Raw genomic sequence first — 13,061 nt, 5'->3', positions numbered from 1 at the left:
TCAACCACAAACACGGCATACTGACTGCCTAATCTCAGCATCAAGATATTCGGCCATAATCAGGAGAAAAATATGTCTGCCATTTCAGGTTTTCCTAAAGACAAACCAAGCCCGTCAGGATTAATAGCCTCGGATAAAGCCGCATTAATGGTTATCGATGTGCAGGAAAAGCTGCTGCCCGCCATAGAGGACAGTGAGCAGTTGCATGCCCGTATTCAATGGCTCATTTCGGCTTGTTACACCCTTGAAACCCCCGTCTTATTTACCGAGCAATATCCTAAAGGCTTGGGCCATACCCTGCCCACGCTTACCCAGTTGGTGGAGCAACCTGAAATAGTAGAGAAAATGCATTTTTCAGTGGTGGCTGCTAACTGCTTGCCTTCACACTGGCAAGATTATTCTCAAGTAATCGTATGCGGCATGGAAACCCATGTGTGCGTACTGCAAACCGTGCTGGAGCTTATTCAAGCAGGTAAAGAAGTGTTTGTGGTGGCGGATGCCGTGGGCAGCCGTACCGAGCAAAATCGCCAGCTGGGGCTAGAGCGTATGCGTGACGCCGGCGCACATATTGTTAGCCGAGAAATGGTGGTCTTTGAGCTACTGCGCCACGCGGGCAACGAGCATTTTAGAACCATCAGTAAAGAATTTTTACGCGGCGAGCAGCCTTAACAGACGGTAAGGTGTGAGGTGTGAGGTGAAATAAAGCGCCGAGCGCCCGGCGCCCAGCTCAACAAAAACATTGAACTACCGTACTTTTGCCACGGAATACACGGAATACACGGAACAGCACGGACGAAGAGATAGATAAAAAATAACAATGCCTTTGTTGAAAAGTGGCGCGTAGCGGCACAAAAACCAGCAAACGACGTCGTATTTAAAAAATCATACCGTAGAAGCCGCTTCAGCTGGCTGGTGGCGCGTAACGGCACGAAGAACTTATAGTGGCTCAAAGAGCCTAGATTTAGGGGGTGCGGGTGGCCGAGAATCGGTCCAAACACCCTCTTCTAATTGACTGCGTAACTCCGGATATTTTGCCACATCAAAGGTAGGGATCAATCCTAGCTTGCGCTGGCCGTTGTAATCTTTAGCGAGCTTAATCACCACTCCAGATAACAATAAGATGGCCACTAGGTTGATCATGGCCATCAAGCCCATAGAAATATAAGCCATGGTCCACATGGTATCTATCTTGCCAATGGCACCAAACATCACCATGCCTAACGCAAACAAGCGAAAGGTAAACAACCCTGCGGTATTTTCATGCTCTAAGAACACCAAGTTATTTTCCGCATAGGCATAGTTAGCCACTATGCTGGTGAAGGCAAAAAACAAAATCGCAATGGCAATAAAGGGGCTACCCCACGCGCCTACTTCATGAGACAGCGCACGCTGGGTTAATTCAATACCGGTTACGCCAGAACCCGGCTCAAATTGGCCAGACAACAAGATAATAGCCGCGGTACAGGTACAAATTACTAAGGTGTCGATAAACACACCCAGCATCTGAATATACCCTTGAGACGCCGGATGTGGCGGATAGGGCGTCGCCAAAGCCGCCGCGTTAGCCGCCGAGCCCATGCCCGCTTCATTAGAGAATAAGCCGCGCTTAATGCCATTAATCAGAGCTTGGGTCATCGCATAACCGACCACGCCGCCGCCGGCTTGCTCTAAACCAAAGGCCGATTTGACGATTAACAACAAAATGCCGGGTATTTGGCCGAGGTTCATGGCCACTACTATGAGTGCTATCAATAAATAGGCCAGCGCCATGACCGGCACAATTAGCTCGGCAAACCGCGCTATGGTGCGCAAGCCCCCAAATACAATCAGGCCCGCCAGCAACGACAATATAATGCCGCTCACCCAAGTGGGAATATCAAACGCAACATTCATGGCCAAACTAATGGCATTGGCCTGCACCGCATTAAAGATTAAGCCAAAAGCGACAATTAAAAATACCGCAAATAGGGCACCCATCCAACGCAGCCCTAAGCCCCGCTCCATATAGTAAGCCGGGCCACCTCGGTAGTTGCCCTCTTCATCGGTCACTTTGTACAGCTGGGCCAGTGAACTTTCAGCGAACGCGGTAGACATGCTAATTAAGGCGATCAGCCACATCCAAAAAATGGCCCCCGGCCCGCCCAAATACAGGGCGATAGCCACGCCGACCAAGTTACCCGTGCCCACGCGGGCCGCCAAGCTGGTACAAAGCGCTTGAAATGAGGAAATGCCGGCCGTACTGCTGCTACGGCTATGTTTAAGCACCGTAAACATATGCTTAAAGTGGCGAAACTGAATAAACCCCAGCCGTATCGTAAAGTACGCTCCCGCTCCCAGCAGCATATAAACTAATAAACTTCCCCAGAGCAGGTCATTGATAAAATTGACCATGGCATCCATCACTATGCTCCTATGTAGTTAAATCTCATGAGCAAACTGGTACCTTTTATATACAAGCTGACCTTATTTTGTGCACATCATAGTCTAAACGGACCCAAAACGACCACTTTACGTGTTTACTCGGCCAATATCTGACGAAGACGGATGCGCGGCATCTTATTCTTACCATTATTTGGCACCAGTCTTAGGCCTGCAGCGCCGAAAACGCGACCTCTGCCACAAGCTTGGCTTTATTTTGAGGGCCGGTATGGGTGATACTGTACTCCCGTTTTATGCTGACCCCATCAGGATCCTTTGTCATGACAGATAAGCTGACTCAATTGCGAGCTCTCACTACCGTAGTAGCCGACACCGGCGATATTGACGCTATTGGTAAATACCAGCCCCAAGACGCCACCACCAACCCGTCACTGATTTTAAAAGCGGCGCAAATCCCAGACTATCAACCCTTGATCACCCAAGCGGTAGACTGGGCCAAAGCCCAAAGTCAGGACGCCCAACAGCAACTGATGGATGCGTCAGACAAGTTGGCGGTGAACATTGGCTGCGAAATTCTCAAACTGATCCCTGGTCGCATTTCTACCGAAGTGGATGCGCGTTTATCATTTGATACCGAAGCTAGCATTGCCAAAGCCCGCCACCTGATTGGCTTATATCAAGCAGCCGGCATAGGCCGTGAGCGTATTTTAATTAAATTAGCAGCCACTTGGGAAGGTATTCGTGCCGCCGAAGTGTTAGAGCAAGAAGGCATTAACTGTAACCTAACTTTGCTGTTTAGCTTTGCTCAGGCCCGCGCCTGTGCTGAAGCCGGCGCTTACCTGATTTCACCGTTTGTGGGCCGTATTCTGGATTGGTATAAGCAAAACACCGACCAACAAGACTACACCGCCGAGCAAGACCCAGGCGTGGTCTCGGTGACCGAAATTTACGACTACTACAAGGCGCACGGCTATAAAACCGTAGTGATGGGCGCGAGCTTCCGTAATATTGGCGAAATTTTGGCGCTGGCCGGCTGCGACCGCTTAACCATTGGCCCTAACTTATTAGAAGAGTTACGCCAAGCCGAAGGCGAAGTCACGGTGAAACTGCAAGATAAAGGGGCCACCGAAGCACGCCCCGCCGTGATGACCGAAGCCGAGTTTCGCTGGCAGCATAACCAAGATGCCATGGCCACCGAGAAACTGGCCGAAGGTATTCGCAACTTTGCCGTGGATCAAAATAAGCTCGAAACCTTGCTTAGCGCACTGCTAGAAAAGTAAGTTAGAAAAATAAGTTAGATAAATAATCTTCAGCTCAATCGGTAGCGGTCAATAATATTAGCCGCTATCGAGCAAGTGTCGAAAACAAACCCCGAGCCTCGTCAGCTCGGGGTTTATTTTTGGGTTGGATTTTTATTTGGTTTATAAACTCAGGTGAGTAATCTTAGATTAATCATAAGTAATGTCGCATAACTTACGTGGACTTTTGGTCCCTTTTCTCATAAAGAATCAAACACTCAAGACTATTTGCCACGGAACGCACTCTCTTTACCTACAACAAGCACGGAAAAATAGAGTTCTTAAGAGCAGCGCTAGGCGCGGTTATTACTTGTCGCCCGTGAACTGTGTCCGTGCTTGCTGTGTTCTTCTGTGGCAAAAATGGCTCTGGCTCTAATTTTTAGTTGCCCTTTTATCGCTCCTCAAATGCCGTATTTCCACTGATGTAATGCTGGTCTACTTATCTGCTTAATTATCTCTGCTGAGCCACATAATATCGCCCTGCTAATCTGTGCTGCTCGCTTAATCACTTAACTTCAATATCGGCGACTCACTTTTAATTTCAACTTAAACCTTCACAATTATTGGTGAGCTCGATGGTATTTATATGACTCTGATCCTATTCTTGTAATTAATATGTAATAAATAACTTCTACTCTATAACTTATCGTGATATACCCTTCTGGACTACAACTGATAGTAAATAGGAGAGAGCCCCATGGATAGGAGTAGCTTCAATCAGGACTTTGTGGTGGCGCCGTCTACTCGTGCTAAAACTCGTCAGCCTGCTAAAAAAGGCAGATGGCGGGAAATAGAAGCGATACAAGACCAAAAGCGCTTACAAGAAGAATTACAGCAATATGGCTGCACGCTCGATCTTGAAGAGTTAGCTGCCGAACTTGAACTGTAAAGTACGGGAAATTTTAAGCGCCGCGAGGCGCTTTTTTTATGGGCTGAATTTACAGAGCAATGGTGAATAACATTCCGACACTGAGCTGAAACCTAGAGTGCCAAAGTGGTGCATTTGTCACTTGTAGGTGGCCGTATCGTAGATAAAGAGTATGAGCCACGGTTTGCTACGTGCCCTTAAAACATCCTGCTTCGCAGGACCGGCGAATAAATTCCCGGCTACGAAGTGCCTATCTTTTGTAGGTGGCCGTATCGTAGATAAAGAGTGTGGACCACGGTTTCAGTTTTGCTGTGCAAAACCGGCCGACTAATGTGGTATCTACGGTGTGAGCTTGTAGGCGTTGCTTGACGATATTTAATGCCGCTGCGCGTCATCAGCCAACTTAAGCGGCCCCTACGTACTTTGTCTATCCTAAAACTCGTTAAACGACTGAATTAGCTACTCTTAATGCCTGTTTGCCAATATCATTCGACCTAGTGCACAGGCTTGGTGCAAAATAGCCTCCGCTTCTTTCTTAAATTAAGGACTTATCACATGCAATTACGTCTTATTGGAGCTGCCTTACTGGCCCTAGCCTTAACGGGTTGTGCGAACAACTGGGGATTTAACAGTAATGTGTCGCCTGAGGGCATTAAAGATTATTACAAAGGCGACGGCGTCACCTTGTATAGCAAAGACCAATTGAACGAAGTGAATTACGTGACGCTGGGTTCAGTTGAAGGCGAAGCGTGCCAAATGAAAGCCGTTGAAGCTCCACCTAAAGAAGCCGATGCACGCGCCAGCATTCGCCGCCGTGCCGCCGACATGGGCGCCAATGGCTTATTGCTCGACCGCTGTATTCGCTTTGCAGATATGCCCGGCTGCCTTGAGCAAGTGTTGTGCAGTGGCCAAGCACTTAAGGTTGCTAAGTAATGTCCACGCTTTCCCCAAGTGAGGCTCAGCCTAATAAAAGCCCAGCCTTAACCTTGGATCCGATTGGTATTATCCGCTCACCTTATAAAGAAAAATTTGCGGTGCCTCGCCAGCCCGGTTTAGTCAGCCAAGCTCAGGCCCAGCTAGAAATGCTGCCGCCCTATAATGAGCCCAGCGCTTTTAGAGGGCTGGCCGAGTTCAGTCATTTGTGGTTGGTATTTGTGTTTCACCAAACTCAAGATAAAGGCTGGAACCCCACGGTGCGCCCGCCTCGTTTGGGCGGCAATGAGCGAGTGGGCGTATTTGCTACCCGCTCTACCTTTAGGCCCAACCCCTTGGGTTTATCCGTGGTGCGACTGCTGGATATGTGCAAAGACGGCAACAAGGTGTGGTTAGAGCTGGGCGGTGTGGATCTGGTGGATGGCACGCCGGTCGTGGACATTAAGCCCTATCTGCCTTGGGTGGATGCGGTGCCCGATGCTCACGGCGGTTTTGCGCCAGCGCCGCCGGATTTAAATATGGAGGTGATTTTCACCCCAGCCGCCGAGCTGGTATGTGCACGTTCACACATCCCCAACTTACAGCAGTTTATTAGCGAGGTACTGGCCCAAGACCCAAGGCCCGCTTATAAGCGCCAGCAACAACATTGGCAAGAATATGGCGTGCGTTTGCATCATTACAACGTGCGTTTTGAAGTGTTTGGCCACTTAACTCGGGTGCTCAGCCTAGAGATAATGCCGGATAATGCCCAATAAGATGTAGGGGCCGCACGGCGCGCACTATTTTTGCGCTTCTGCCAACGCAGCCCCCCTGTTACAATTAGCCTCTTTCGTCGTTTTTAAGCTCGGCGGTGAGGCTAAGCGCGAACACGCGCTCGACTCCCTCACACAGCTCAGCACAATAAGGTTTCAGCACATGCGCACCACTCAATATTTGCTTTCCACTCTTAAAGAAACACCCAGCGATGCGGAAGTTATCAGTCACCAGCTGATGCTGCGCGCGGGCATGGTTCGCCGTTTGGCATCGGGCTTATACACCTGGCTCCCTAGTGGCCTGCGAGTGTTGAATAAAGTGGCCGCGATTGTGCGTGAAGAAATGAACCGCGCCGGTGCCATCGAAATGCTGATGCCGGTAGTACAACCTGCCGAGCTGTGGCATGAAACTGGCCGTTGGGACAAATTTGGTCCTGAATTGCTGCGCATTAAAGACCGCAACGACCGTGGCTTCGTGTTGGGCCCTACCCACGAAGAAGTAATCACCGCCGTGGTGCGCAACGAAGTATCATCTTATAAGCAGTTGCCGCTGAACTTGTATCAAGTACAAACGAAGTTTCGTGATGAAGTGCGCCCGCGTTTTGGCGTGATGCGCTCTCGCGAATTCATCATGAAAGATGCCTACTCTTTCCATACCACCCAAGAAAGCTTAGAGCAGACCTACCAAGAGATGTACCAAGCTTATAGCCGCATCTTTGAGCGCATGGGCTTAGACTTTAGAGCCGTGTTGGCAGACACCGGCGCCATTGGCGGCAGTGCGTCTCATGAATTTCACGTATTAGCGCAAAGCGGTGAAGACGATATCGCCTTCTCTACTGAGTCTGATTACGCAGCCAATATTGAAATGGCCGAAGCATTGGCAGCTAAAGCACAGGCCGACGCCGCCACTCAAGAATTGAAATTGGTCGATACGCCCAACGCTAAAACCATCAATGAGTTGGTAGAGCAGTTTGGCTTAAACATAGAAAACACCGTAAAGACCTTGCTGGTTCATGCCGCAGAAGGCCAAGCATGCCCATTGGTGGCCTTGTTAGTGCGCGGCGACCATGAGCTAAACGAGATTAAAGCCGAGAAATTGGCTCAAGTGGCCAGCCCGCTGACCTTTGCCACTGAAGATGAAATTCGCGAATTAGTAGGTGCAGGTCCAGGCTCCATTGGCCCAGTAAAACTGCAGGTGCCTTTCATTGCCGATCGCAGTGTGGCCGTGATGAGCGACTTCGCCGCCGGTGCCAACATTGAAGATCAACACTACTTTGGCATTAACTGGGGCCGCGACCTTGAGCTTGGTGAAGTGGCCGATTTGCGTAACGTACAAGAAGGCGACGCCAGCCCTTGTGGTCAAGGCGTACTGCAAATTAAGCGCGGCATTGAAGTGGGCCATATCTTCCAGCTGGGCAATAACTACTCCAGCAAGATGAACGCCACCGTGTTAAACGAACAAGGCAAATCGACCATCTTAGAAATGGGTTGTTATGGCATAGGCGTGTCACGCATCGTAGCCGCAGCCATTGAGCAAAATCACGACCAGCGCGGCATTATTTGGCCAGCAGCCATTGCCCCTTTCCAAGTGGCCATCATTCCGATGAACATGCAAAAATCCCAAGCTGTGGCCGACGCTGCCACTCAGATCTATGATGAGCTGACCGCCTTAGGCATCGAAGTATTATTTGATGACCGCAAAGAGCGCCCAGGTGTGATGTTTGCGGATATGGAGCTGTTAGGTGTGCCCCATCACATTGTGATTGGCGATCGCAGCTTAGAGAATGGCGTAGTGGAATACAAAACCCGCCGCGAGGGTGAAAAGTCCGAAGTGGCATTAACCGACATCGTCGCCAAGTTAACCGCAGCGATTAAAGGTTAAGGCATAGCTCTGAGCGCCTAGCACCTAGCACCTAGCACCTAGCACCTAGCACCTAGCTAATGAAAAAAAGAAGACCCCGAGCCACAAGCTCGGGGTTTTCTTTTGGCGCAGTCTCCAGCGAAATGTCATCTTTGATTTCAAAAACAGCCAGCTACGCTGATTCAAATAAATATTCTGCTATGCAGAGCCGCCGAAGTCCTCTTTACTAAAGAGACGGGCGGCTACAGGGTACGGTTATTTTGTAGGTGGCTGCCTCTTCGACGAAGAGGACTTAGGCACGGTTTAATATTTATCTTTGCTTGGTGCTTGGCGCTCGGCGCTTTGAGCCGCACTTCACACTTACCCCCCTCGTTATCAGCTTGCCTTTGTGCTTGATAAACAAACCCTTATACTGAATAAAAAGGGAGGGTAATTATGGACTCAGAAGAAAGTAACTCCTGCGCCTTAGTGCTCACTGGTGGCGGGGCTCGCGCCGCGTATCAGGTTGGCGTGCTAAAGGCGATTGCCGAGTGTTTTCCTCGCAGACAAGCCATACCCTTTCCCATATTGTGTGGCACGTCTGCTGGCGCCATTAATGCCACGGCACTGGCCTGTTACGCCTCTTGCTTTCACCTTGGGGTGCGCAAGTTAGAATACGTATGGAGCAATTTACACACCGAAGATGTGCTGCGCCTGCAGGTGGGCAAAGTAGTCAGCCATTCGCTCAAAAGCTTATTGTTTGGAGCCTTGGGCAAACCGACTCAAATTGCCTTGCCGTGGTTTGATAACAGCCCGTTAGAGCGGTTATTAGAAAAGATTATCGACTTTCAGCGTATCGATAATAATCTGCTGTATGGCGCGTTAGAAGTGCTGGCAATCACGGCATCAAACTACAACACCGGTGACTCCACCACCTTTTATCAAGGGCGCCCCTACCATGAGCCTTGGGTAAGAGCCGGTCGCTCGGGCCGCTCGGCCATTATTATGCCGCCCCATTTAATGGCCAGCAGTGCCCTACCCTTTATTTTTAAGCCTTGTCGCTTGCAAAACCATCACTATGGCGACGGCTCTATTCACCAGTTAAATCCGCTGAGCCCGGCCATTCACTTAGGGGCTAAGCGCATTTTAATCGTGAGCTTAGCGCCCGATGATAACTGCGCGGATACTTTACCTAGCGACCCCAGTAGTTCCGACATTGCCGGCCACTTGTTGGACACGGTGTTTACCGATGCGCTCACCTCAGATATAGAACGACTACAGCGCATTAATAACACCATTAAGCTGGTACCAGAGCGCAAGCTCGAGCAATTAAACCTACGCCATATCGATAACCTGGTACTCAAGCCCAGTAAAAACTTAGACGATCTCACCCACAAGCACTTTCATAAGCTGCCTTATAATATTCGATCTTTATTGCGATTATTTGGCGTTGAAGCCGGCGATGCCACCGGCCTATCGAGCTTCTTGTTATTTGATCAGGATTACTGCAAAGAGTTAATCGCATTAGGCTATGAAGATACCCAAGCCCGCTTAGATGAAGTGTGCAGTTTTTTGACGATAGAGCCGAAGAAGAAATAGCGCCGAGCGCCCAACACCAAGCGCCGAGCTAAAATATAAAAAGGCAGGAATATTTTGTGGCGGGCGCTCGAACAAGAGCCTGTTCAAGATCAAGAGTTTTGATTTGTAAGACCTTACCTCTAGCGAGTCTTTTTCTCTCTTATCTCTATTTTCCCGTGCGTTCCGTGTTTTTCCGTGGCAAAAATAGCTTTAGTGTTGGATTTAGCTGGGCGCCGGACGCTTAGTGCTCGGCGCTGCCTTTAAAACCCCAACACTTCTTTGGCGAACGGCGTGCTGAGTTTGCGCTTGGCTTGGAAGGAGGCGTTGTCGAGTAAGTCGAGCGCTGCGAGCAAAGTGCTCATGTCTCGTGATAAACGACTGAGTAAAAACCGCCCCACATCGGTAGGCAGCTTAAAACCGCGCAACTCTGAGCGCAGCTGCAGGGCGCTGAGTTTGCCTTCATCATCCAGCGGTTTGAGCTGATAAGCCACGCCCCAGTCCAGACGCGAGGCCAGATCGGGCAAGCCTAAGCCTAAATGGCGCGGCGCATTGGTGGCGGTGACCACCAAAGAGCCAAGCCCACGATCATGGCGGCGGTTAAAGAAGTTAAACACCGCTTGCTCCCATGCTGCAACGCCGGCGATAGCATCTAAGTTATCTAAACAAACTAATGCTAAGTGCTCCATGCCATCCAGCATCTGGGGCGACATTTGCCCGTGCAAGTCCAAGGAGATATAGCCTGCGGCATCTTGCTCGCCATCTAACTCAGCACAAGCTGCGTGCAATAAGTGCGAACGGCCACTGCCCTCTTGTCCCCAAAAATAGAGCAAGTTATCACCTTGGCCAATGGCGGCGTTTTTAAGCGCCGTGATCAGCTGGGCATTATCGCCGGTGTAAAAACTGGCAAAGGTTTCATCGTCGGGCAGCTGCACCGCCAGTGCTAGCTGGGTTGGCAGCTTAGGTTCGTCATCGCTACTCATCTAAGCCAAGCTCCTGACTGCGGGCCGCATTTGGCGGCGGGGATGAGTCGCAGTAAGCAATTTCTCAATATCTGTTCGCCATCTTTAATAAGCGGGAGTCCATCTTAACGAGCACGGCTTTCGCAAACCAGTGGCTTTTGCAAACCAAGCTCAGCTAGGACGGGTTCTGGGTAAGATCAGATTCAATAAGATACCGACTATACCGCATAAACTAATGCCTTGTAGGCTAAAGCCACCGATGCCAAAGGCCATGCCGCCAATACCAAAGATCAAAATCACCGCCACTATGCATAAATTACGGGCCTGGGATAAATCCACTTGGTGTTTGATTAAGCTATTTAGACCCACGGTGGCAATGGAGCCAAACAGTAAGATCATAATGCCGCCCATCACTGGTGTGGGGATACTCAGCATTAGGGCACCAAACTTACCGACAAATGCCAGCACAATGGCAAAGCCCGCCGCCCAAGTCATGATCACCGGATTAAAGTTTTTGGTCAGCATCACCGCTCCCGTCACTTCAGAATACGTAGTGTTCGGCGGTCCGCCAAAACAAGACGCACCTATGGTGGCAACGCCGTCACCCAAGATGGTGCGATGCAAACCGGGCTTTTTCAGATAATCTTTGCCGGTCACCGAGCTAATGGCCAAGATATCGCCGATATGCTCAATGGCCGGCGCTATCGCCACCGGTAACATAAATAACACCGCCTGCCAGTGCCACTCAGGGGCGACAAAGTGCGGCATAGACAACCAAGCCGCGTTTTGTACTGGAGCAAAGTCCACCACCCCAAACCCGAGCGCTAAACCATAACCCACGGCAATACCGGCACTAATAGGCACCAAACGAAACACGCCTTTGGCCATGGTTGAGACCAACAAAGTGGTGAGCAATGCCGGTAGCGATAACCAAAGCGCGATATCGTGCTCGATTAATACCGCAGAGCCATCTCCCGTCTTACCAATGGCCATGTTTACCGCCATCGGCGCTAAGCCAAGGCCTATCACCATGATCACCGGCCCCACCACCACTGGTGGCAGTAAGCGGGTGAGCAAGGCCGTACCTCGCCAACGGATAAGTTGGCTCAGCAACACATACATAACGCCGGCCGCCATAATGCCGCTCATGGTGGCCGGAATACCCCAGGTTTGTACGCCATATAAAATGGGCGCGATAAAGGCAAACGAAGAGGCTAAAAAGATCGGCACTTGGCGCTTAGTACACACTTGAAACAGCAAGGTGCCTATACCGGCAGTAAACAAAGCCACGTTAGGATCAAGACCGGTGATCAGCGGCATTAGTACCAAGGCGCCAAAGGCCACAAACAGCATTTGTGAGCCGGCGATGGCGGTGTGCAACCGTGACTCAACCGCTGACGATTGAGGGTTTAACGGTTGAGGGTTAGCCGGAGGCGTTGAGCTGGGCGCGGGAGTGTGGGGTTGTGAACTCATGGATCTGACCTTGCGTAAATGTAGGCAGAAAAAAACCGGCTATTGCCGGCTTCTTAACGTAATAGATTATTTAGTACCAAATATTTTATCGCCCGCATCACCGAGCCCAGGAATGATGTAGCCATTGCTATCAAGGCGCTCATCAATAGAAGCACAATACAGCTCCACCTCTGGGTGTGCCGCTTCTAACGCCTTAATGCCCTCGGGTGCCGCTACCAGCACTATCACCTTAAAGTGGCGACAGCCTTTTTCTTTTAACAGGTCAATGGTGGCTATCATGGAGCCGCCGGTGGCCAGCATAGGATCCACAATCAGCGCCAAGCGCTCATCAATATGGCTGACCAACTTATTGAAATAATGCACCGGCTGTAAGGTTTCTTCATCACGATACACACCCACCACGCTAACCCGCGCGCCTGGCATATGCTCCAGTACGCCGTCCATCATGCCAAGGCCGGCACGCAAGATAGGCACCACTGTGACTTTTTTACCTTTAAGCTGGTCAACAACCGTGGGGCCGTTCCAACCTTCAATGGTGGTTTTTTCCGTCTCAAAATCGGCCGTGGCTTCATAGGTCAGCAAGCTACCCACTTCTCTGGCCAGCTCACGAAAGCGCTTGGTGCTAATGTCGGCTTCGCGCATTAACCCTAACTTGTGTTTCACCAAAGGGTGTTTAACCTCAACGACTTTCATTCACCTATTCTCCCGACTGGACTTGTGTAACTGGAGGTACATAACTGGGCTTAGCATAAAAGAACCATGCATAAAGAGCCACGCACAAAAAAACCGCAGAACTTTAGCATAAAATAGTACAGAGCGGCAGAATTTTCTAACGCCCACCTGCATCACGCTCAGCAGATCTTAGCCCATCACTGGAGTAGCTACCTAGCATAGACCTTGGAAGGGTGACCGCTGGCGGTAGCGATGCGTCTTACGCCTTACGCTTTAACTGACGGCGTATAGCTTACGGCTTACTGCGGT

Annotated in this window: 11 protein-coding genes; 7 read left to right on the top strand and 4 right to left on the bottom strand. The window is 50.3% G+C overall.

Annotated features, from left to right (window positions below; translation table 11 throughout):
* Nucleotides 1-72 precede the first annotated feature (72 nt).
* On the top strand, nt 73-669 hold the full coding sequence (locus CBP31_RS12405) for a hydrolase (RefSeq protein ID WP_087037740.1): 597 nt from the start codon (nt 73-75) through the stop codon (nt 667-669).
* A 267-nt stretch (nt 670-936) separates the two neighbouring features.
* Here the strand turns inward: CBP31_RS12405 and CBP31_RS12400 are convergent, their stop codons facing one another.
* Nucleotides 937-2,400: an alanine/glycine:cation symporter family protein gene (locus CBP31_RS12400; protein ID WP_087037737.1), complete on the bottom strand. Its 1,464-nt coding sequence runs from the start codon at nt 2,398-2,400 to the stop codon at nt 937-939.
* A 299-nt stretch (nt 2,401-2,699) separates the two neighbouring features.
* On the opposite strand from CBP31_RS12400, the gene tal reads away from it, so the two are divergent.
* From tal to CBP31_RS12370, 6 genes are all read left to right on the top strand, one after another.
* Complete coding sequence (gene tal, locus CBP31_RS12395; protein WP_087037735.1) at nt 2,700-3,659, top strand: transaldolase; 960 nt, start codon at nt 2,700-2,702, stop codon at nt 3,657-3,659.
* Nucleotides 3,660-4,374: 715 nt separating this feature from the next.
* A complete protein-coding gene (locus CBP31_RS12390; protein WP_087037733.1) occupies nt 4,375-4,566 on the top strand; it encodes a DUF3545 family protein in 192 nt (63 codons plus the stop codon).
* Between the two features lie 534 nt (nt 4,567-5,100).
* Complete coding sequence (gene rcsF / locus CBP31_RS12385; protein WP_087037731.1) at nt 5,101-5,478, top strand: Rcs stress response system protein RcsF; 378 nt, start codon at nt 5,101-5,103, stop codon at nt 5,476-5,478.
* Entirely contained in the window at nt 5,478-6,233 is a 756-nt protein-coding gene (gene tsaA, locus CBP31_RS12380) for a tRNA (N6-threonylcarbamoyladenosine(37)-N6)-methyltransferase TrmO (RefSeq protein ID WP_087037729.1), read from the top strand. The genes rcsF and tsaA overlap by 1 nt, the downstream gene beginning before the upstream one ends.
* Before the next feature lie 160 nt (nt 6,234-6,393).
* On the top strand, nt 6,394-8,112 hold the full coding sequence (locus CBP31_RS12375; protein ID WP_087037727.1) for a proline--tRNA ligase: 1,719 nt from the start codon (nt 6,394-6,396) through the stop codon (nt 8,110-8,112).
* A gap of 414 nt (nt 8,113-8,526) precedes the next feature.
* Nucleotides 8,527-9,669 carry a patatin-like phospholipase family protein gene (locus CBP31_RS12370; protein WP_087037725.1) on the top strand — a complete coding sequence of 381 codons (1,143 nt, stop codon included), beginning with the start codon at nt 8,527-8,529 and terminating at the stop codon, nt 9,667-9,669.
* A 239-nt stretch (nt 9,670-9,908) separates the two neighbouring features.
* Here CBP31_RS12370 and hda read toward each other — a convergent pair whose 3' ends face one another.
* The 3 genes from hda to upp form a co-directional block, all read right to left on the bottom strand.
* A complete protein-coding gene (hda, locus tag CBP31_RS12365) occupies nt 9,909-10,628 on the bottom strand; it encodes a DnaA inactivator Hda (RefSeq protein WP_087037723.1) in 720 nt (239 codons plus the stop codon).
* A 150-nt stretch (nt 10,629-10,778) separates the two neighbouring features.
* On the bottom strand, nt 10,779-12,080 hold the full coding sequence (locus CBP31_RS12360; protein WP_087037721.1) for a uracil-xanthine permease family protein: 1,302 nt from the start codon (nt 12,078-12,080) through the stop codon (nt 10,779-10,781).
* A 66-nt stretch (nt 12,081-12,146) separates the two neighbouring features.
* Nucleotides 12,147-12,773, bottom strand: a complete 627-nt coding sequence (upp, locus tag CBP31_RS12355) for a uracil phosphoribosyltransferase (protein WP_087037718.1) — start codon at nt 12,771-12,773, stop codon at nt 12,147-12,149.
* Between the last annotated feature and the right edge of the window lie 288 nt (nt 12,774-13,061).

The organism is Oceanisphaera profunda (assembly GCF_002157895.1).
Taxonomy (GTDB): Bacteria; Pseudomonadota; Gammaproteobacteria; order Enterobacterales; family Aeromonadaceae; genus Oceanimonas; species Oceanimonas profunda.
Note: the sequence above shows the minus strand (reverse complement) of the source record. Positions and strands in the feature narration are given on the sequence as shown.

Bases quoted from the DNA above. Each gene is read 5' to 3' on its own strand.
- rcsF (WP_087037731.1), top strand. From the start codon at position 5,101: ATGCAATTACGTCTTATTGGAGCTGCCTTACTGGCCCTAGCCTTAACG.
- CBP31_RS12370 (WP_087037725.1), top strand. From the start codon at position 8,527: ATGGACTCAGAAGAAAGTAACTCCTGCGCCTTAGTGCTCACTGGTGGC.
- CBP31_RS12400 (WP_087037737.1), bottom strand. From the start codon at position 2,400: ATGGATGCCATGGTCAATTTTATCAATGACCTGCTCTGGGGAAGTTTA.
- hda (WP_087037723.1), bottom strand. From the start codon at position 10,628: ATGAGTAGCGATGACGAACCTAAGCTGCCAACCCAGCTAGCACTGGCG.
- tal (WP_087037735.1), top strand. From the start codon at position 2,700: ATGACAGATAAGCTGACTCAATTGCGAGCTCTCACTACCGTAGTAGCC.
- upp (WP_087037718.1), bottom strand. From the start codon at position 12,773: ATGAAAGTCGTTGAGGTTAAACACCCTTTGGTGAAACACAAGTTAGGG.
- tsaA (WP_087037729.1), top strand. From the start codon at position 5,478: ATGTCCACGCTTTCCCCAAGTGAGGCTCAGCCTAATAAAAGCCCAGCC.
- CBP31_RS12390 (WP_087037733.1), top strand. From the start codon at position 4,375: ATGGATAGGAGTAGCTTCAATCAGGACTTTGTGGTGGCGCCGTCTACT.
- CBP31_RS12405 (WP_087037740.1), top strand. From the start codon at position 73: ATGTCTGCCATTTCAGGTTTTCCTAAAGACAAACCAAGCCCGTCAGGA.
- CBP31_RS12360 (WP_087037721.1), bottom strand. From the start codon at position 12,080: ATGAGTTCACAACCCCACACTCCCGCGCCCAGCTCAACGCCTCCGGCT.
- CBP31_RS12375 (WP_087037727.1), top strand. From the start codon at position 6,394: ATGCGCACCACTCAATATTTGCTTTCCACTCTTAAAGAAACACCCAGC.